This is a genomic window from Knoellia koreensis (assembly GCF_013041615.1).
Taxonomy (GTDB): Bacteria; Actinomycetota; Actinomycetes; order Actinomycetales; family Dermatophilaceae; genus Pedococcus; species Pedococcus koreensis.
The window spans coordinates 1,069,011-1,089,332 of record NZ_JABEPQ010000001.1; the positions used below are offsets into that span (position 1 = coordinate 1,069,011).

General features: G+C 71.6%; 15 protein-coding genes and 1 tRNA gene. 5 read left to right on the top strand and 11 right to left on the bottom strand.

Annotated features, from left to right (window positions below):
- Positions 1-9: 9 nt before the first annotated feature.
- The 5 genes from HJG52_RS05220 to HJG52_RS05240 form a co-directional block, all read right to left on the bottom strand.
- Entirely contained in the window at positions 10-879 is an 870-nt protein-coding gene (locus HJG52_RS05220) for an ABC transporter permease subunit (protein ID WP_206069908.1), read from the bottom strand.
- Complete coding sequence (locus tag HJG52_RS05225; RefSeq protein ID WP_206069910.1) at positions 876-1,895, bottom strand: ATP-binding cassette domain-containing protein; 1,020 nt, start codon at positions 1,893-1,895, stop codon at positions 876-878. The genes HJG52_RS05220 and HJG52_RS05225 overlap by 4 nt, the downstream gene beginning before the upstream one ends.
- Before the next feature lie 2 nt (positions 1,896-1,897).
- The gene (locus HJG52_RS05230; RefSeq protein WP_206069912.1) at positions 1,898-3,184 is read right to left on the bottom strand and encodes an extracellular solute-binding protein; all 1,287 of its coding nucleotides are present in this window, start codon (positions 3,182-3,184) and stop codon (positions 1,898-1,900) included.
- Positions 3,181-3,948 carry an ABC transporter permease subunit gene (locus HJG52_RS05235; protein WP_206069914.1) on the bottom strand — a complete coding sequence of 256 codons (768 nt, stop codon included), beginning with the start codon at positions 3,946-3,948 and terminating at the stop codon, positions 3,181-3,183. The genes HJG52_RS05230 and HJG52_RS05235 overlap by 4 nt, the downstream gene beginning before the upstream one ends.
- Before the next feature lie 88 nt (positions 3,949-4,036).
- On the bottom strand, positions 4,037-6,400 hold the full coding sequence (locus tag HJG52_RS05240; protein ID WP_206069916.1) for a VPS10 domain-containing protein: 2,364 nt from the start codon (positions 6,398-6,400) through the stop codon (positions 4,037-4,039).
- A 146-nt stretch (positions 6,401-6,546) separates the two neighbouring features.
- On the opposite strand from HJG52_RS05240, the gene HJG52_RS05245 reads away from it, so the two are divergent.
- The 4 genes from HJG52_RS05245 to HJG52_RS05260 all read left to right on the top strand — a co-directional run bounded on the left by HJG52_RS05245 (position 6,547) and on the right by HJG52_RS05260 (position 11,430).
- The gene (locus tag HJG52_RS05245; protein WP_206069918.1) at positions 6,547-7,011 is read left to right on the top strand and encodes a hypothetical protein; all 465 of its coding nucleotides are present in this window, start codon (positions 6,547-6,549) and stop codon (positions 7,009-7,011) included.
- Positions 7,012-7,105: 94 nt separating this feature from the next.
- On the top strand, positions 7,106-9,103 hold the full coding sequence (locus HJG52_RS05250) for a hypothetical protein (RefSeq protein ID WP_171242436.1): 1,998 nt from the start codon (positions 7,106-7,108) through the stop codon (positions 9,101-9,103).
- Positions 9,082-10,179: a winged helix DNA-binding domain-containing protein gene (locus tag HJG52_RS05255; protein WP_171242437.1), complete on the top strand. Its 1,098-nt coding sequence runs from the start codon at positions 9,082-9,084 to the stop codon at positions 10,177-10,179. Before HJG52_RS05250 ends, HJG52_RS05255 begins: the two co-directional genes overlap by 22 nt.
- Before the next feature lie 174 nt (positions 10,180-10,353).
- On the top strand, positions 10,354-11,430 hold the full coding sequence (locus tag HJG52_RS05260; RefSeq protein WP_171242438.1) for a CHAP domain-containing protein: 1,077 nt from the start codon (positions 10,354-10,356) through the stop codon (positions 11,428-11,430).
- Positions 11,431-11,474: 44 nt separating this feature from the next.
- Here the strand turns inward: HJG52_RS05260 and selB are convergent, their stop codons facing one another.
- Together selB and HJG52_RS05270 are read right to left on the bottom strand one after the other, a co-directional pair.
- Positions 11,475-13,298 (bottom strand): selenocysteine-specific translation elongation factor, encoded by a 1,824-nt coding sequence (gene selB, locus HJG52_RS05265; RefSeq protein ID WP_171242439.1) that lies wholly within the window; start codon positions 13,296-13,298, stop codon positions 11,475-11,477.
- A gap of 25 nt (positions 13,299-13,323) precedes the next feature.
- Positions 13,324-13,419, bottom strand: a tRNA-Sec gene (locus HJG52_RS05270).
- Positions 13,420-13,484: 65 nt separating this feature from the next.
- Between HJG52_RS05270 and HJG52_RS05275 the strand changes: the two genes are divergently transcribed.
- Complete coding sequence (locus tag HJG52_RS05275) at positions 13,485-13,904, top strand: rhodanese-like domain-containing protein (RefSeq protein WP_171242440.1); 420 nt, start codon at positions 13,485-13,487, stop codon at positions 13,902-13,904.
- 216 nt (positions 13,905-14,120) lie between these two features.
- On the opposite strand, the gene nrfD is transcribed toward HJG52_RS05275, so the two are convergent.
- The 4 genes from nrfD to HJG52_RS05295 all read right to left on the bottom strand — a co-directional run bounded on the left by nrfD (position 14,121) and on the right by HJG52_RS05295 (position 20,117).
- Positions 14,121-15,212, bottom strand: a complete 1,092-nt coding sequence (gene nrfD, locus HJG52_RS05280) for an NrfD/PsrC family molybdoenzyme membrane anchor subunit (protein ID WP_171242441.1) — start codon at positions 15,210-15,212, stop codon at positions 14,121-14,123.
- Entirely contained in the window at positions 15,209-16,243 is a 1,035-nt protein-coding gene (locus tag HJG52_RS05285) for a 4Fe-4S dicluster domain-containing protein (protein ID WP_171242442.1), read from the bottom strand. Before HJG52_RS05285 ends, nrfD begins: the two co-directional genes overlap by 4 nt.
- A 43-nt stretch (positions 16,244-16,286) precedes the next feature.
- Positions 16,287-19,637 carry a formate dehydrogenase gene (fdh, locus tag HJG52_RS05290; protein WP_171242443.1) on the bottom strand — a complete coding sequence of 1,117 codons (3,351 nt, stop codon included), beginning with the start codon at positions 19,635-19,637 and terminating at the stop codon, positions 16,287-16,289.
- Positions 19,638-19,721: 84 nt separating this feature from the next.
- Positions 19,722-20,117, bottom strand: coding sequence for a LysM peptidoglycan-binding domain-containing protein (locus HJG52_RS05295; protein WP_171242444.1), 396 nt, complete (start codon positions 20,115-20,117; stop codon positions 19,722-19,724).
- Positions 20,118-20,322 lie beyond the last annotated feature (205 nt).

The window sequence follows — 20,322 nt, forward strand, 5'->3', positions numbered from 1 at the left end:
CGCCAGGACCTAGCGCCGCTGGCGCTGGGCGAGCCGCGCCGCGAGCCACAGCGGGAGCGCGGCGGCCGCAGCGGTCAGCACGAGTAGCGCCACCGACAGGGTGCTCGCATACCCGAGCTCGCCGTACTCGAAGGCCCGCTCGTAGACGAGCAGCGGCGCAGTCAGCGTCGCGTTCCCCGGGCCACCGCCGGTGACGAGAAGCGCTGGCACGAAAGCGTTCTGGACCACCACGACGAGGTCGCGCACGGTCAGCAGCAGGAGGATCGGGGCCATCACCGGCAGGGTCAGCCTGGTCGTTGTGAACCACGGGCTCGCGCCCTCGACGGCCAGCGCGTCGTAGAGCGCGCCCGGCACTGTGCGACGCGCGGCCAGCGCCACCACGAACGCCTCCCCCACCTGGAATGCGAGCACCAGCACCAGCCCCCAGCGAGCTCCCCACGGCTCGGTGAGGAACCCGGGCACTGGCGCACCAACGGCGCGCAGGGCCGCCGGCAGCGGCCCGTAGAGGGGGTTGAGGATCCACAGCCACAGCAGTGCCCAGGCCGCTTCGGGGACCACCGAGGGCAGGTATGCCGCGGTGCGACCGATGGCGCCCGCGGCACCTCCCTGCCGGGCGAGCAGGAGGGCCGCTCCGACCGCGAGGGCGATCCGGATGGGCACGGCAATCGCGGCGACGACCCCGGTCACGCCGACCGACCGCCAGAACTGCCCGTCGCCCGCGAGGCGGGCCCAGTTGTCGGTGCCGCTCCACCGCGGCGCCTCGAAGCCGTAGTAGTCGGTGAACGCCAGGTAGGCCGCAAGCCCCAGCGGCAGCAGCACGACGAGGAACGCGCCGAGCAGGAACGGCAGGCCGAGCCACCCGGCTCGCGCGCCCCTCACAGCCGCTCTCCTGTGTCCCGGTCGAAGCGGTGCTCGTCCCCTGCGTCCCACACCGCGCGCAGCTGGTCGCCGACACTCGGGCGCGACGTCCCGGTGACACGTGCGAGCAGCACCCCGCCTGCGTGGCGCACCCGCACGACCGCGTCCTCGCCCGCCGACTCGACCGACTCGACCACACCGGCCAGCCCGGACAGCCCGGGCTCCACCTGGTCGACGTCGCCAGCAGCGTTGTCCCGCAACCGAACTCGTTCGGGCCGCACCCCACGGGTGGGCCCGTCGCCGGTGAGCAGGTTCATCGGCAGCGGTCCGACGAACCGGGCGACGAAGCTCGTGGCCGGTTCGGCAAAAACCCGCTCCGGGGTGTCCACCTGCACGACCCGCCCAGCCTGCATGACCGCGAGCCGATCACCGATCGCCATAGCCTCCGCCTGGTCGTGCGTGACGTGGACCATCGTCGCCCCCGTGCGCCGCTGGAGATCCCTCACCTCACCGCGCATGCGCAGCCGCAGGTCGGCGTCGAGCGACGAGAGTGGCTCATCGAGCAGGCACACCTTCGGCGCGCGGATCACCGCTCGGGCCAACGCAACCCGCTGCCGCTCGCCCCCTGACAGCTGCGAAGGCAGCCGATCCAACAGCTCCCCGATCCCGAGGCTCTCGGCCACCTCGGCCACCCGTTCGCGGGTCTGCGACCGGCCCCGGCCACGCGCCCGCTCCCCCAGGCCGATGTTGCCGGCGACGCTGAGGTGCGGGTAGAGCGCCGCGTCCTGGAAGACCATCGCCACGCCTCGTCGCCCCGGGGCAAGTGCCGTGACGTCGACGTCGCCCACCATGACCGATCCCGCGTCGAGTGTCTCCAGCCCCGCGATGGCCCGCAGCAGGGTGGATTTGCCGGACCCCGACGGGCCCACGACGGTCAGCAGCTCCCCCGCACGGGCCTCCACCGTGACGTCGTCGAGGGCGTGCACCGGCTCGCCCCGCCGCGCCCGGTAGGACTTCTGAGCGCCCGTGACCCGCACCGTCATCGTTGCTGGAGAAGGGGATCCGCCTGCGCGCGGATCGCCTTGAGAGTCTCGTCGAGGGGCACACCGTCGAGGAAGGTGCGGGTCAGCTCGGTCTCGATGACGTCCTCGATCTCGGGCCAGGCCGGCACCACCGGGGTGTGCTGGAGGTTCGGGATGTTGTCGAGGAAGACCTGCGACGACTTCGGCTCCTTCGCCGTCGTCAGGAAGGCCGGCGACTCGGCCACGGAGGTGAGCGACGGGACGGTCCGCCCACCCAGGGCGGTGATGGTCGAACCCTGCTGCCCCACGGCATACGCGATGAACCTCGCGGCGGCCGCCTTGTTCTGCGAGCCCTTGGCGATGCAGTAGGCGTCCGAGTGCAGGATCGCCGCGGGCTGCTTCATGCCCGGCATCGGCGCGACGTCGAAGGACAGACCGGCCTGCTCGCGCAGCGCCGGCACCTCGACCCGCGAGCTCATGAACATCGCCAGCTTGCCCGTCATGAACTGCTCGAGCAGCCCCTGCGCGGCCTGGGACTCCTTGTCCGGCGACACCTCACGCGCGAGACCTGCCATGCGCTGCAACGCTTCTCGCGCGGCCGGCTCGTCCAGGGTGAGGCGGGTCGGCGACTCGAGGTCGTCGACCACCCGTCCGCCGTTGCCCCAGATCACCGGCGCCATCCGCGTGATCGTCGGCTCGATCCCGAGCCCCTTCACGCCACCCCTCGTCAGGGCCCGCGCGGCAGCGACGAGCTCGTCGAACGTCCAGTCCGACGTCGGCGGCGCGACACCGGCCTTCGCGAAGAGCTCGGTGTTCCAGTAGACGACCATCGAGGAGATGTTCTGCGGCATGCACTGGAGCGCGCCGTCGTAGGTGAACGCCGCGCGCGGCTCCTCGTAGTAGTCGTCGAGCCTCACACCGGCCTCCTCCACGACCGGTCCGACCGGCTCGATCGCGCCCCGCAGGACGAAGGGCGAGAACTCGCGGTAGTTGAGCAGGAACACGTCCGGCGGCGTGCCCGCCGCGAAGGCCGTGGAGAGCCGGGCGAGGTGGTCCTTGCGACCCAGCGGCACCAGCTCGACTGGTCCCCCTCCCTGCTTGCCGTATGCCGCGGTGAGACTTTCGTAGACCGCCTTCTCCTCGGGCTCTGCCTTGAGCTGGAAGGTGATTCGCGCGCGCGGGTCACCGCCCGCCGGCTCCCCAGACCCCGGGCCGCGCGACTCCCCCGACGAGCACGCCGCCACCAGCGCGGTCGCCGCCACGACCACTGCGGCCGACAGCGCGCGCCACCGTCGCCCGGTCACGAACGACCCTCCGCAGCGCTGAAGAACGCCCGTTGCGCCACAAGGAACGCCAGCACGGCGGGCGCGGTGGCGATGACGGCTCCGGTGAGGAAGATCGGGTACAGGGCAGCCTCCATCTCGGACAGCCCGCGCAGCCCCAGCGCCAGCGGCCACCGCTGCGGTGACGCGACCAGGGTGAGCGGGTCCATGAACGTGGACCAGTAGTGGACGAACGCGAGCGCCGCGACGGCGCCCACCGCGGGACGCGCGAGGGGCAACGCCACCCGCCTCCACACGGCATAGGGGCTCAGGCCCTCGAGCTCGGCCGCCTCGAGGACGGACCGCGGCACCTGGGCGAAGGCGAGCGCGAAGAGCAGGACGTAGAACGGGGTCGTGCCCGCGAGCGAGAGCACGGCCACGCTGAGGGTGCGGTCGGTCAGCCCGAGCTCGCGGAGCACGACCACGCGCGGCACCCAGAGCGCAGCCGCAGGCACGAACGCCATCAGCAGCGCGACGCCCACGAGCAGACGCCGCATCCGACCGCGCGCGGTGACGATCGCGAAGCCCGCCAGCGACGCCACGACGACGGTGACGGGCACCGCCACGAGGGCCACGAGCGCGGAGTTGAGCAGCAGCCGGCCCCACGGGAGGAAGGCGCCGACGTCGCGGTAGTTCGACCACGACGGCGGGTCGGGCCACAGGGCCAGCCCGTCCGGCGGTGGTTGCAGCGGGCGCTGGAGCGACCCCAGCACCATGACCGCCAGCGGCGCCCCGAAGAGCAGCACCACCGCCAGCCAGGCACCACGACGCGCGGCGCGACGCCCGAGGGCGCCGCGCCGCGCACCGGCGACGTGGGTGGTCAGGAGAGCCCGATCAGCCCATGTCCGCCAGTGACGTGGTCCAGACGCTGCGGCCGTACGTCGCGGCATACAGCGTCTGTGAGCCGGCCGGCAGGTCGATGTCGTTGATCGGCACCAACGGCAGGTTGGCCCCGACCTTGATCCACGTCCTGCCCAGGTTGGTGGTGCGGTAGACACCCACGTCGGTGGCGACGAACAGCCAGTTCGCCTTGGTGGGGTGCCGGATGACGTCGTTGACCGGCGCCTGCGGGAGCCGCCGGCCGACGATGTCGGTCCAGGTGCGGCCGCCGTCGCTCGTCATGACGAGGTGGGCGTAGCTCTCACCCGATCGCCAGCCGGAGAAGGTGGCCCAGGCGACCTTCGGGTTGTCGGGGTCGACGGTGACGCGGGTGACCCAGCGACCGGGGAAGGTCGGGCTGGACAGCTTCTCCCAGGTGACCTCGGCGGCCGGTGCCATCGCGTTGCGGCTCACCCAGACCAGGCCGCTGTCGGTGCCGGCGTAGACGAGGTTGGGGTCGGCCTTGGTGGTGCCGATCGCCGTGATCGTGCCGAAGCCCGGGGCGCGCGGCTCGGTGCCCTCGGTGAGGTCCGGGCTGATCCGCTCCCACCGGCGCTGGCCCGGGTCGGTGTTCATCCGGCTCACGTACTCGCTGCCACCGAACACGATCCGGGTGTCGGCCGCGAACTCCAATGGCGCCACCCAGTTCTTGCGCGCCCCGGGGATTCCCATCCAGAACGAGCTGGTGCCGACGAACCCGTAGCAGCCACCGTTCTGGTAGCACCCGTAGTACTTGTCCTGGTTGTTCGGGTCGATGCGGTTCATCATCCCGTCGCCGCCGACGAAGTTGTACCAGGGACCCGTGGTCGCGCCGGTGCTGCTCCACGACTTGAGCGAACCGTTGTCCTGGGCGCCGGCGTTGACCCGCTTGCCGTCCTGGTGGCTCACGTCCATCGCGTAGAACTGCGTGATCGGCAGGTTCGGCGTCTTGAACCAGGCGCCGCGAACCGCGCCGTTCGTGCTGGAGCGGTAGAAGCCGCCGTCGTTGCCGAGGTAGACCTGACCGGGCACCTTCGGGTCCCACGCCATGCCGTGCTGGTCGGCGTGCACCGAGTTCGACGTCGTCCACGTGGCTCCGCCGTCCTTGCTCTCGGCGAGGCTGACGCCGGCGACGAAGACGTGCTGCGCGTCGGCCGGGTCCACGTAGACCCGTCCGAACCACCACGCGAACCCGCCGCTGATGCTCTGGAGGGTGCCGCCACTGGTGGCGCCGACCGCGGTCCACGTGGCACCTGCGTCGCTGCTGGTGAAGAAGCCGTTGAAGTTGCCACGGGCCGTGCTGGAGATGAGGTAGGCCCGGTTCGGGTCGGTGTCGCTGAAGGCCACGCCCATCTTGCCGACGAGGTTGTCCGGCGTCCGGAGGGCCGGGTCGGCCTCGCTCTGCGGCAGCGGCGCCTTCTGCACGTTGGTCCACGTGCGCCCGCCGTCGGTGGAGCGGTAGACGTAGGAGTGCGGCCCGTAGATGCGTGACTTCTCGTCACGGATCTTGTCCCACGTGGTGGCCAGCATGATGTCCGGGTTGCTCTGGTTGACCTGGACGTCGACGGCTCCGGTGGAGGCGCTCTCGGGGACGATCACGCGCGTCCAGGAGGCTCCGCCGTCCTCGGTCATGAAGAGCCCACGCGTCGGCTTGGAGTCGTGCAGTGCTCCCTGCGCCGCGACGAAGACCCGCTTGTCGTCACGCGGGTCGACGACGATGTTGCCGATGGTGTCGCTGTCCCGCAGACCCATGTTGGTCCAGGTCGCGCCACCATCGGTGCTCTTGTAGACCCCGTCGCCGTAGTAGGCGGAGCCACCGCCGTGGTCGACCTCGCCCGTGCCGGCCCAGATCGCGCCCTGGCTGTCGACGGCCACCGAGCCCATCGACTGGGGGCGACCCGCAGGCCACGACGGGGCGAAGGTGCTGCCGGCGTCCGTGCTCTTCCACACGCCACCGGAGGCGGCGGCGATGTAGACGGTTCCCGAGACGCGTGAGTCGACGGCGATGTCGCGGATTCGCCCGCCGATGTTGGCGGGGCCGAACTCCTGCCACACCTGGTCGGTCGCGGGGTCGCCCAGCGCGCTCTGGCTCATGGCCTCGGACTGGGCCAGCGCCTCGCGGACGGCGACGTCAGGAATGGTGCCGTCGGGGTTGGCCCGCTGCCGGAACATCCAGTCCTCGGCCCCGGCCGGGTTCTGGGTCACCGCCCCGGCGGCGTTGGTGGTTGATCGTCGTTCGCGATCCTCACCGCGGGCGTCGGCCACCACGAGTGCGGCAGGTACGGCCAACGCGGAGGTGGCGAGGATCGCGACGGCGGCTGACGTGCGAGTGCGGATCACCGTCGTGCCTTTCGTCGAGGGATTCGGTCACCCTACGAAGCCACGCCCGGGATACGGGCGGGTAGCCGGTTCAGGGTTTGGTAAAGGGGCGGGAGTCGACGCTGGTCAGCCGTGGTGCGACCCGCGTTGCTCCTAGGCTGACCGCCATGAACCAGGCCACCCGCGCTGCCCGCTCCCGACACCTGGCGGTAGCGGTCGTACTCACGGGAGTCACGGCCGGCGGACTCGCTGGCTGCTCGGGTGACGAGGCGGGGTCCGGCTGCACCGCGCCGGTGCCAGCCGACGCCGCGGCGCTGGCATCGCTGCCGCAAGGCCTCGACCTCAGCCGCCTCGGCACCGTGACCGAGGTCGTCGACCAACCCGGGTCGGTCGTCGCGCGCGGCGTCACGAAGGAGCCGCTCGAGCGCTCGACCGTCCTCATCCAGGACGCCCTCGTCGCCGCGGGATACGAACCGGGCGGCATGGACAACGAGGGCTTCGAGGCCGAGGTCTTCTTCACCAAGGGCTCGTATGCCGCGGGGCAGGCCGTGCTGCGTCGAGGCACCTGTGAGGGGCAGTGGACGTTCGAGCTGACCACTGTCGACCCCGCCGCGGCGACGTCCAGTCGGTGAACCCGACGGCGGTGACTCGGGCGTTCGGTCACGATCCGGCCCGGCACCGGCCAAGCGGGCCCCGGGTGTCGGCTCCACCCGGCATACTCCCGCCATGAGCTTGGGGGGTCGGCGGCGGCGCCGCGCGCTCGTGACCGCAGCCACGACGCTGGTCGCGGCCCTCGCGATCGCGCCCGCGGCACACGCCGAGCAGGGTCTGGGTGAGCGCGGCACGACGCGATATGTGGTGTCCGACAAGGGAACTCCCGTGAAGGTGACCCAGACGTTCACCGTCACCAACGAGCAACCGCCGACCGGTTCCCGCTACTTCTTCTGGACCGGCTACACCCTGTGGCTTCCCAACGGTGCGAGCGACCTCAGGGCGACGTCGAACGGCTCGACGCTGCCGGTCAAGCGGATCCGGCTCAAGGACCTCGACTACGCCGACATCTCCTTCCCGTCGCCGCTGAACTACGGGCGCAGCCGCACCGTCACGGTCACCTACACGATCCCGGGCGCCAAGCCACGCTCGTCCTCGCCCGGCCGGGTCGGCAAGGGGTATGCCGCGTTCGACGTCTACTCCCCCGGCGGCACTGGTCAGGCCACCATCGAGGTGGTTGCGCCGCGGTGGATGAACCTCGACCTCGGCATCCACAGCACCGACAAGACCGTCGGCGACACCCGCACCACGACCGCGACGGGCGGCGGCGACCTGGGCCTGTGGTCGATGGTGTCGCTGCGGGACCCGTCCCAGGTCGACGAACGCACGGTCACGGTGAAGGACAACGCCTTCGACGTCGTCGCGTTCCCGGGCGACACCGCCTGGTCGACCTACATCAGCGACCAGCTGCCCCAGCTCGTCCCCGCCCTCGAACGCCTCACCGGCCAGGGCTGGCCGGGCCGGACGACCCGCATCACCGAGGACTTCAGCCGGCAGGTCTACGGCTGGGACGGCACGTACAAACAGGGCGCAATCGAGGTGTCCGAGGCGACCGACCCGGCGATCCTCGCCCACGAGCTGGCGCACGCCTGGGCCAACAGCGACAACACCGGCGACCGCTGGCTCATCGAGGGCCTCGCCCAGGAGCTCGCCCGTCAGGCCGTGACCGCGACGAAGCAGAAGGACGAGGACCACCGGCGTGTGTCTCCGAGCGGCAAGGGCGCCTTCCCACTCGCCACCTGGCCGGACGGTGACGGGGTCGCAGGCGAGGCAGAGGACTACGGCTACCCCGCGTCGTATGCCGCCGTCCATGCGCTCGTCTCGGGCAGCAAGGCCGTGCCCGGACCCCAGCTGATGAAGGCGCTCACCAGCCGCGCCACCCTGTACGACGCCCCCGGCGAACGTCCCGTCGTCAACCATGCGACCACCTGGAAGCAGGCCTACGACCTGTTCGAGGTGCTCGGCGGCAACACCTCGACCAAGGCGCTCATGACCGACTGGGTCATCGCCCCGGCCGATGCCAAGCTGCTCACCGTCCGCGCCAAGACCCGCACCGCGTATGCCGCGGCGGAGCGGGTCGACGGGGACTGGCGCCTTCCGCGGGGCGTGCGGTCGGCGATGGCCGACTGGGACTTCTCGGCGGCGTCGCTGGAGATGGCACGAACGAAATCCGTTGCCGCTGCTGCCCTTTCGGCGCAACAGGCCGCAGCAAAGGCGCACATCGACACCAGAGCCGTCCAGGCGGCATACCAGTCGGCGGCAGACAGCGACGACTATGTGACGGTGCGGGCCCAGCTCGAGGGATTCAGCCGGGTCGCCACCGACTACGCCGCCCAGCGCAGCGACTGGGCCACGCGCAACCCGCTCGCCCGGATCGGCGGGGTGCTGGCCGACCCCGGCGCCGACCTGGCCCGGGCGCGGGCAGACCTCGCCGACGGCAAACCGGGCGAAGCGGACAAGGCCCTGTCATCGGCGCAGCGCACGAGCACCTTGGCCACCGCCGTCGGGGCCGGTGCCGTGCTGTTGGCGCTGCTCATCCTGCTCGGCGTCGTCGTTGCCCTGCGGCTGCGGCGGCGAAGGAGGATCCGACCGGTGACCACCAGGCGACCCGCCGGTGCGACCGCACCCGAACGCGAGCACGATGGTGCTCCATGGACACCGACCGCGTCCTGACCCAGCGGCTCGCGACCCAGCGGCTCTCGTCGGCACCCGTCGCGACCGCCGCCGACGCGGTGCGGCTCCTCGGGTGCGTGCAGAGCCAGGAGCGCGACCACGCGTTCTGGTCGCTGGGGATGCGGTCGCGGCGACGCACGTATACCGGTGTGCAGCGCGAGTTCGACCGTGGCGCCTTCGTGCGCACCCACATCCTGCGTCCCACATGGCACTTCGTCGTGCCGGCCGACCTGCGGTGGATCCTCGAGCTGACCTCGCCGCGGGTCCTCGCCGGCATGGGCGGGCGCCACCGGCAGCTTGGCCTCGACGACCCAAAGGTCCTGTCGGCCGGACTCGACCTCCTCGCAAAGGCGTTGCAGGGCAAGCAGTTTCACACTCGGCGTGAGCTCGGGCAGTACTTCGCCGACCACGGTTCGCCGATCACCGCCGGCGAACAGCTCGGCCACCTGATCATGGTCGCCGAGCTGAGGGCGCTGGTCTGTTCAGGGCCGATGCACGGCGTCCACCACACCTATGCACTGGTCGACGAGGTCATCACCCGGACCCCTCCGCTGGAGCGGGACGCCGCACTGGTCGAGCTGGTCCGCCGGTTCTTCACCGGCCACGGCCCGGCCAGCGTGCGCGACTTCACCCGCTGGTCGTCCCTGACCGTGGCCGACACCAAGCACGCCCTGGCCTTTCTCGGCGACTCCCTCGAGCAGGTCGAGGTCGACGGGATCCCCCACTGGTACGACCCGCACGCGGTGCCGCGGCGCAGCTCGGCCGCGCCCGCGGCATACCTCCTGCCCACCTATGACGAGGTGACGCTGACCTATCCGCAGGTGCCGTTCCCGAGCGACCACCCGGAGCACCGCGCGTCCGACCCGTTCTGGGCCACGGTCGTCGCGGGGACGCGCAGCATCGGGCGCTGGAAGCGCGAGGTCGGACCGACCAGCGTGACCGTCACCATCGACCTCGCCCCGGGCACGTCGGACGCCGACGCGCGGGCGGCGGACGGGGCTGCCGGGCGGCTCGCCGACTTCCTCGAGCGAGACCTGGAGGTCGTCCGTTCGGACGATGCCGGCGGAGGCCGCTGAGCACGGGGCCGCGAATTACAGGCGGGTTCTTTTCGGCACAAATGCGACAGCGGCGGCCACGGTCGGGCAGGCTGTGCCACGGCTCACGCCCGACTGCCCGACCCGACTCCCGACCGGCCACGCCGCACCGTGGTCCGCGCTCCGACTCGGGTTCCCCCCAACCCCCGGGACATCATGCGACTCGTACTGCGCCGCGCCGCCCAGCTGCTCACCCTCGCCCTGCTCACCACCGGCCTCACCGGTCTGGCCGCACCGTCCGCGAACGCCGCGACGATGGTGCGCGAGTGCAAGCTCACCGGCATCGGGTGCGTCTCCTTCAGCGGGTATGCCGGGAGGTCGGTGTGGGGCTACCCCGTCACCGCCCGCGGCAACAACTGCGTCAACTACGTCGCCTATCGCCTGGCCAAGAACGGCGTCGCCCGGCAGAGCACGATGGGCAACGGTGGCAGCTGGGCCAGCAACGCCCGCAAGCGCGGCTTCCGCGTGGACCGGACCCCCGTGCCCGGCTCGATCGCGCAGTGGAACTACGGCAGCGCCTACGCCCCGGGCTATGGCCACGTGGGTTACGTCGAGGAGGTCACCTCCAGCTACATCGTGATCAGCGACTCCTCCTACGGCGGCGACTACACCTCGCGCTGGCGCGTCCCGCGCGGTGACCGCAACTGGCCCAGCAACTTCATCCACTTCAAGGACGTGGGCTACAAGCCGCCGCCGTCCGGCACCTTCGTCAAGGTGCGTGAGACCTCCGCGACCTACCGGCTGGCCGGCGCCGCACCGGTGCGCGTCTTCTCCACCGCCGGCCTCGGCACCATCCGGCCCATGCTCGTGTCCTCGACCTCGCTGGCCAGGCTGCCCAAGCGGGTCCCCGACGGCACGTTCCTACGCGGGTCGGTGCGAGGTGACGTCTACCGGGTCACCGGTGGTGCCCCCGTGGCGGTCGCGAGCTGGACCAGCATGGGCGGCCGGAAGCCGTACACCACCGTCGACCAGACGGCCCTGGACCGCGCCGGTGGCACGGGTGACTACAGCCGCCTGCGCCGCTACCCGGCGGACGGAACCGTCCTGCAGGAGCGCACCTCGCGCGCCCTCTACGTGGTGCGGTCCGGCAAGGCGCTGCGCTTCACGACGTGGTCCCAGATCGGTGGCTGGCGGCGCAGCCAGGTCGTCGACCCGGCGGCCATCGCCCGCGCCGGCACGTCGGTGTTCTACGGCCACCTCGCCGGTCGCGGGACGTTGGCACCGGCCGCCTAGAACGTCGGCGCGCTGGGCGCGCTGGGCGCGCTGGGCCGTGGGGTTCAGCGGACGACCACCCGGGCCTGGTCGTCGACCCGTCGCGTCCAGCCACGCCGGTCGAGGTGCTCGAGCAGCGGCACGGCTACCCGCCGGGTGGTGCCGAGCGCCTGGCGCGCCTGGCTGAGCGTGAACGGCTGCGGCAACGCGGCCAGCTCGCGCATCGCCCTCGCCGGGCCGTCGGGCAGCAGCACGAGGTCGGGGCCCAGGCGCACGAGCCGGCCGGCGCGCTCGGCGGCGGCGAGCGCCGCGTTGGACAAGCCGGCCGCCTCCAGGTCGGGTCGCTCGGGTGCCGCGAACGGCGAGTCGCGCAGCCGCTCCTCGATCGCGCGCAGCCCAGCCTCGGCCGGGCCCAGGTCGTTCGGTTGGTTGTCGGGGCGCACGACTCCGCGGTCGATCGAGAGACCGGCCCGCTTCACGACGGCGGGCACCAGCGCTCGGTCGGGGAGGCCGATGGCGTCGGCCAGCGCATTCGGTTGCACACCGGACGCGAGTGGGTCGGCACGCAGGGTCGCCCGGACGTGGCTGAGCGCAGCGTCGGCCCACGCCGCGAGGGCACCCTCGGCCACCAGCCACTCCCCCATGACGTGTATGCCGCGTGGCGGACTTCCTTGCGGCACATGGCCTCCGAGCAGGATGAGGTCGCCGGCACGCATGGCACCCCGGCGGGTGACCTCGCGTGTCGGGTCGACCCGACCGTCCAGCTTGGCGAGCTCGGCGGCACGGGTTGCCGCCGCACCGCGGCGCGTCAGCGCCGGTGGGTCGGCGTCGAGCACGAGCGCGCCCGCCAGGTCGCGGGTGCCGGGGTCGCGCACGATGAGACGGTCGCCCGCGACGACGGGCAGGGCGGTGGCCAGCGTGAGCCGCGCGTGGTCGGTACCCAGCGGGCGCAGCCGCGCCGGAACGGCCGCGGTGCCCACATGCACCACCACCTCGGTCGGCCAGTCACGAGCCCCGAGTCGCACGTCGAGCACCGTGGTGAACCGCCAGGCGCCCGGCGTGACGGCGACGTCGCCACGTCCCACCGAGTCGGCGGCGAGGCCCCGCAGGTTGGCGGCCACGCGGCATACCGGCGCGGCGTCGGTGACCGTCTGCCCGAGTGACTCGAGCCCACGCACGGCGACCCGCTGCCCGGCCACCTCGAGCTGGTCGCCGACGGCGAGCGCTCCCTCGGCGAGCGTGCCCGTGACGACCGTGCCGGCGCCCTTGATGGTGAAGGCCCGGTCGAGCCACCAGCGCACCCGACCCTCGGCGCGCGGGGGCGGCAGCGCCGCGAGCAGCCGCTCGAGAGCCGCCCTGAGCTCTTCGAGACCCGCGCCGGTGCGCGCCGAGACGGCCACGGCCTCGACGTCGCCCAGGCTCGTGGCGGCGATCCGCGCGCGGGCGTCCGCCAGGGCGGGCGCAGGGTCGGCCAGGTCGCTGCGGGTCACGACGAGCAGGCCGTGCCGCACGCCGAGGGCGTCGATGGCGGCGAGGTGCTCGCTCGACTGCTGGCGCCATCCCTCGTCGGCCGCGACGACCACCATGACCGCGGGCACCGGTCCGAGCCCGGCGAGCATGTTGCCGATGAACCGCTCGTGCCCCGGCACGTCGACGAACGACACCTGCTGCCCGTCCGGCAGCGTGGTCCACGCGTAGCCCAGGTCGATCGTCAGGCCGCGGCGGCGCTCCTCGTCCCAGCGGTCGGGCTCGATGCCGGTCAGAGCGCGGACCAGGGCTGACTTGCCATGGTCGACGTGACCGGCCGTGGCGACGACGTGGCTGGCCGCCGGCTGCCGAGGCGACGGTGACGTGTGCGAATTCCCTGTGGTGGAGCGGCTTTTCGACATCGGCGCTCCTTCCCGCGAAGACTGGTGGCGGAGGTGGACGGGAATCGAACCCGCCAGGCCGAGATACTCGGCCTCACCGGTTTTGAAGACCGGGGGGACCACCAGGTGCCCAGACACCTCCAAGCGCAACGCTATCCGGCCGGCACTGCCGCGGCGCCCCCGACCCCGCTCACCTACGCTCGAGGCATGACCGAGGCCGCCGCCGAACCCACCAGCCGGGTCGACCTGGTGCTCGCCCGCGCCCGCGCAGACCTGCATCGCCTCACCCCGGCCGAGGCACTGGCCGCGGCGCGTGACGAGGGTGCGCTCCTCGTGGACACTCGGACCGCCGCGCAGCGTGGGCGTCAGGGTGAGCTGCCCGGCGCGCTGGTCATCGACCGCACCGTGCTCGAGTGGCGGCTCGACCCGAGCAGCCCGTGGCGCATCCCCGAGGCCATCGCCGGTCGACGGGTGGTCGTGCTGTGCCGCCAGGGTTTCAGCTCGTCGCTAGCGGCGGCGTCACTGCGCACTCTTGGCATCGACGCGACCGACGTCATCGGCGGGGTGGAGGCGTGGCTGGCCGACGGGCTGGCGACCCACGACGGACCGGCCGACCTGCGCGAGTAGCAGTTGGCCCTGCTGCCGTGGGCCCCGTGGCAGTGGGCCCGCCTTGCCGAACCGACGTCGGGCAAGCCCTAAGGGGTAGCTTGAAATGCGAACCTGGGTTGGCGAAATGCCCAACCCAGGTTCGCATTCCAGCTCACCCCTTGGAGTCTCTCGGCTGGCGGCACCGCCGCCGCACGCGACGGCTCGCTGAGTCCGGAGCCGCGGGAGCGGCCCGGGTCAGACCGTCGTGATCGAGTCGTCGGTGATGCCGGCCGCGCGACGCTCGGCGAGCCGGCGCTTCTGCGGCTCGATCGTGTACCGCGGGTCCTTGGCCGAGTGCAGCCCGGCCTCGAACACCCCGAACCGGGTCAGCGCCGACGCCGCCATGAGCGCCAGCCCCGACGCGACCGCTGCCGGGCGCCAGCGGCCCCCGACGAGCGTGCCGACGCCACCGGCGACCGCGAGCCGCTCGCTCCACTTGAGCATCGTGCCGGCCTTGCCGTGGTGCAGCGGCTCGGCCGCGACGGGGTCCATCCGCTGCTCCATCAACCGCATCGCGGTGACGTCACCGGCCACGCCCAGCAACGCCATCCGGCGGGCCGGGCCGGCCTCCTCCACCGGCGTCGTCACCATGCCGAGCCCGCCGGCCGCGAGGCTGGCGGAGCTGACGAAGACGAACGGCAGGTCCTTGTGCATGGCGTTCCACGTCGGCGTCGCCGTGTCGGCCAGCAGGACGGCGGTGTATGCCGCGAGCGGAGTCGCGAACGCGGCCGCCTCGAAGCCGGCCGGGCCCTCGACGGCGCGCAGCACCGGGCGCAGCTTCCCCAGGGGCAGCTTCTCCCCCGTCATCCGGTCGATCTCCGACGCCGCGGCCACACCGATGCCCGCGCTGAACGCGCTGAGGATCCACGAGCCCACGCTCATCGGCGAGGTCACCTTGAAGGTGCGCAGCATGTTGTAGAACCGCTCGGGCCGACCGAGGTCCCGCACCAGGGCAGCGCCACCGACGGCAACCGCCGCCAGCGCACCGAGCCGGGCGTTGCGGCGCAGCTTCGGCCGGTTGCTCAGCTGGGCACCCGCACCCAGGAGCCCGGAGCCACCGGCCAGTCCCCCAAGGAACAGGTAGGCCGCGACGTCCTCGCCCCACGGCGCCGGCTTGACCACCGGCCGCCCGTAGTACGACGTCGGCTCGACGTCGGGCACCATGAGCATCTCGCGGTTGCCGTCACCGGTGCCGAACGGGCGCCGACGCCGGCCACCGCCACCACCACGCCGGCGTCGGCGCGGTGGCTCCGGCGGTCGCAGGCTGTCGTACTCGGAAGTGCTCACGCGCCCCGTCCTCCTCGTCCCAGGAACGCGACCGCGGCAGCGGCCACCATTCCCGCAGCGGCCATCGCGGCCCGCTTGTACATCGTCATCAGGTCGGCCGTGCAGACGCGCGGGTCCGGCGGCAGGCCGTAGACCTCGGGCTCGTCCAGCAGCAGGAACACCGAGCCGGTGCCACCCACGCCGTCGAGCTCGTTGGCGCCGTAGAGCCGCGCCTCGGTCATGCCCTGTGCGTGGAGCTGGGCCACCCGCGCCTTCGCCTCGGTCACCAGGTCCTCGTGGTCGCCGAACTTGATCGACGTCGTCGGGCAGGTCTTGGCGCACGCCGGCGTCTGGCCGTCGACCAGCCGGTCGTAGCACAGGGTGCACTTCTGGGCGACGCCCTTGTTGGGGATCGGTGGCTGCTCGCCCTTCTTCTGCCCCTCGCGCGTCGTCGGCGCGGCCGTGCCGTCGCTGCGACGCTCGACCACCCCGAACGGGCAGCCCGCAACGCACGTGCCGCACCCGTTGCACACGTCGTCCTGCACCACGACCGTGCCGAACTCGGTGCGGAACAGCGCACCCGTCGGGCACACGTCGAGGCACCCGGCATGGGTGCAGTGCTTGCACACGTCGCTCGCCATGAGCCACCGGAACTCGGGGGTGTCGGGCGGTGTCGTGTCGACACCACTGAGGTCGCCCCCACTCAGGTCCGTCACGCTCGTGGTGACGTCACGCTCGGAGCGCACCTGCGGCATACCCAGGCTCACGAGGACGCGACCGGACTCGCGCGCCTCCTCGATCCGCGCCCGGTCCTGCTCGACGAACGCGACGTGACGCCACGTGCTCGCCCCGAGCGACACGGTGTTGTCGTACGACATGCCGGTCAGGTCGAGGTCGCCGTCACGCGGGTTGTGGTTCCACTCCTTGCACGCCACCTCGCAGGCCTTGCACCCGATGCAGATCGAGGTATCGGTGAAGAACCCCTTGCGCTCCTCGTGGGTGTGCCAGTGCGCGTCGGCAGTGGGGTCGGTCGGTCCGCTGAGCTGACCCATCAACGCCTCCTGTCTTCGCTTCGGTCGACGGTATGCCGCGTGGTCACCATCGCGAGAACCCGTCCTCTCCCGAGACCTCGCCGTCGGGGCGCGGCGTCACGGTCTCGGCCTCAGGGTCGGTCACCCGCGGCACGTTGTCGGTGTCCACGGTCGCGCCCGCCCGCCGCTGGTAGTCGGCGACGAGGTCGAGCAACGCCTGCCCGCGCGGCCGGCGACCCGCGACGATGTCGCACGACCCGGCCTTGGACTCCTGGATCTGGGTGTTCGGGTCCAGGGCCACGCCGACGAGGTCGTTGGCTGCGTCACCGCTGACGACGGCATGGGTACCGACGCCCCAGTGGTAGGGCAGCCCGACCTGGTGCACGGCGCGCCCGTTGATGGTGAGGGTCTTGACCCGGTCGGTCACCAGCACCTTCGCCTCGATCGCCGCGCGGGGCGAGATGATCGTCGCCCAGCCGTTGTTCTCGAGCCCGCGCTCGGCGGCCAGGGCCGGCGAGATCTCGCAGAACATCTCCGGCTGCAGCTCCGACAGGTACGGCAGCCACCGGCTCATGCCACCGGCCGTGTGGTGCTCGGTCAGCCGGTACGTCGTGAAGACGTAAGGGTAGACCTCGTCACCGCGGGTGCCAGCGCTCGGCGCGCCCAGGTTGTCCTCGCGCGCGAAGACCACCCTGGTCGGGCTCTGCTGCTGCGGGTAGAGGCTGTTGGCGACCGGCGACTCCCACGGCTCGTAGTGCGTCGGGAGCGGCCCGTCGACCAGGCCCTTGGGTGCGTAGAGCCAGCCCTTGCCGTCGGCCTGCATGATGAACGGGTCGTCGCCGGCGAGCGCCTCCGGACCACCGATGTTCGGGTCGGGCCGGGCGCCGGGCGCTCGGTCCTCGGGGAAGTCGGGCACGTCGTCGCCGACCCACTTGCCCTGGTCCTCGTCCCACCAGATGTACTTCTTGCGCTCGCTCCACGGCTTGCCGTCGGGGTCGGCCGAGGCGCGGTTGTACAGGATGCGCCGGTCAGCCGGCCACGCCCAGCCCCACTCGTGCTGGCTCGGGCTCGGCCCACCGCCGGGGACGCGCCGCGCCGCCTGGTTGACGCCGTCGGCATACACCCCGGTGTAGATCCAGCAGCCACCCGCGGTCGAGCCGTCGGTGGCCATCTGGCCGTAGAACGACAACGGTTTCCCGGCGTCGGGGCCACTGACGAACCGGCCGTTGATCTCGGCCAGCACCGCCTCGGGATCGGGGTCGCCGTGCCCGTCGACGGGGTAGTCCCACGTCAGCTCGAGCAGTGGGCGGTCCCGCTCGTCCGTGGAGTCGGCAAGCTTGGCCCGGATGCGCTGGCCCAGCTTGAAGAAGAAGTCGAGCTCGCTCTGGGCCTCACCGGGAGGCGCCAGCGCCTTGTGCCGCCACTGGAGCAGCCGCTGGGTCTGGGTGAACGACCCGGCCTTCTCGACGTGGGTCGCCGCCGGCATGAAGAACACCTCGGTGTCGATGTCCTCCGTGCGCAGCTCGCCGGAGTCGATCTCCGGCCCTTCCTTCCACCAGGTCGCTGACTCGATGAGGCTGAGGTCGCGCACGACCAGCCACTTGAGGTGGGACATGGCGAGCCGCTGCTGCCGGCCGTTGGCCGAACCGACGGCGGGGTTCTGGCCAAGGACGAAGTAGCCCTCGACCTCGTCGGCCAGCATGCCCACGGTCGTCTGGTAGGTGCCGTGCGGACCGGACAGGCGCGGCAGGTAGTCGAAGCACCAGTCGTTGTCGGCGGTCGCGTGCTCGCCCCACCAGGCCTTCAGCAGGCTGATCGTGTAGGCGTCGGCATGGGTCCAGTAACCCTTCTGCCGCTTGGAGGCGATGCCCTCGAGGTAGTCCTCGAACGAGTCGTGGACCCCGACCTTGGGCATCGGCAGGTACCCGGGCAGCAGGTTGAACAGCGTCGGGATGTCGGTCGAGCCCTGGATGCTCGCGTGCCCGCGCAGCGCCATGATGCCGCTGCCGGGACGACCGACGTTGCCCAGCAACAGCTGCAGGATCGCGGCCGAGCGGATGAACTGCGCGCCGAGCGTGTGCTGGGTCCACCCCGTGGCGTAGCCGAAGACCGTGGTCCGGTCGCGGCCGGAGTTCTGCGTGATCGAGTCGGCGAGGTAGGTGAAGTCGTCCTCGCTGATGCCACACAGCTCCTGCACCATCTGCGGGGTGTAGCGGGCGTAGTGCCGCTTGAGCACCTGGAACACCGTGCGCGGGTCCTGCAGCGTCTCGTCGCGCAGCACCTCGGCGTGCTCGAGCGAGGGACCGCCGCTGCCGTGCTCGTCACCGGCAGCCCGGTCGGACTTGCTCGACCCGTGCTCACCGGCCTGACCGCTCGGCGAGCCGACTCCACCGTCGCCACCGGCCTCGGCGTAGGCCCACGACTGCAGGTCGTACTGCCCCGTCGCCGGGTCGAAGCCGGAGAACAGGCCGCCGAGCTCCTCGGTGTCGCGGAAGTCCTCACTCACCAGCGTCGCCGCGTTGGTGTAGGCGAGGACGTACTCCTTGAACCACAGGTCGTTGCTCAGCACGTGGTTGATGAGCGCGCCCAGCAGGACGACGTCAGAACCGGCGCGGATGGCGATGTGCCGGTCCGCGATGGCACCGGTGCGGGTGAAGCGCGGGTCGACATGGATCACCCGGGCGCCACGCGCCTTGGCCTCCGACACCCACTGGAAACCGACGGGGTGCGCCTCGGCCATGTTGCCGCCCTGCAGCACGATGCAGTCGGCATTGGCCATGTCCTGCAACGACTGCGTCGCACCACCGCGACCGAACGATGCTCCCAAACTGGGAACGGTGGCGGAGTGTCAAATACGCGCCTGGTTCTCGATCTGGATTGCGCCGGCCGCCGTGAACAGCTTCTTGATGAGGTAGTTCTCCTCGTTGTCGAGGGTGGCTCCCCCGAGCGAGGCGATGCCCATCGTGCGGCGCAGCTTGCGGCCCTGGTCGTCGAGCTCCTGCCAGCCGTTGCGGCGGGACTCGATGAACCGGTCGGCGATCATGTCGATCGCGGTGTCGAGGTCGAGGTGCTGCCAGTCCTTGGCCTTGGGGGCGCGGTAGAGCACCTGCTTCTGGCGACCCGGCGCGTTGACGAGCTGCTCGCTCGCAGATCCCTTGGGGCACAGGCGTCCTCGCGAGATCGGCGAGTTCGGGTCGCCCTCGATGTCAATGACCTTCTCGTCCTTGACGTAGACGAGCTGGCCGCACCCGACGGCGCAGTAGGGACAGATGCTCTGCACGACCCGGTCGGCGGTCGCGTTCCGCGGCCGGACCGCTCGGGTCGTCGGGGACGTGACGGCCGGGCCACGGCCCAAGCTGTCGCCGGAGCGCAACTGCCGAAGGACCGGCCACTCCAAAGGACTCAGACGCGCCATGGCTCAACACTAGTCAGCGTTCGCCATCGCGCTAGCCGACCGGGGGTATGCCGCGTGGCGCGGCCGGGACGCCCGTGCGCCGGATCAGCGGACGGCCGGGATCAGCAGGGTCTGGCCGGCGTGAACCTGGTCGCTTGCCAGGTCGTTGGCCAGCTGGATCTGCGCGACCGCGTCGGCCACCGGGACACCCGGCAGCTGGCTCGCCGCAACCTCGGACAGGGTCTGTCCCGGCTGCACCGTCGTCGAGTGGTCGATGGTCGTCGCCGACGCGCCGCCGGTGAACAGGGCCACCGCCAGCGCGACCGCTGCGGCCAGCACCGTCAGGGTGATCGCGAGCCGGCCGGCCCGCGTCAGCCGGACGCTGCGGCGCGGCTCCACCACTGCGTCGCCGCAGGGCACGGAGGTGAGGTGCGCACGGGCCGGGCGACCCGGCATACCTGCCTGGAGCGGGGCGACGTCCCACGCAACTGCTGCACTCATCTCGTCCTCCATCGTCAGGGCCGTCGAACAGGTGTCCGACAACCGATCTGCCACAGTTGTAGCACGCGTGTTCGAACCAATCAAGACACGCGTCGAACACATGTTTGGCACCGGTGTTCGAAAGCCGTACGCTGTGTTCACACCAGGAAGCACATCAGAGGGCACCGACAACGCCTCTGGAGCGCCGCCTGACACCGCTTCCACC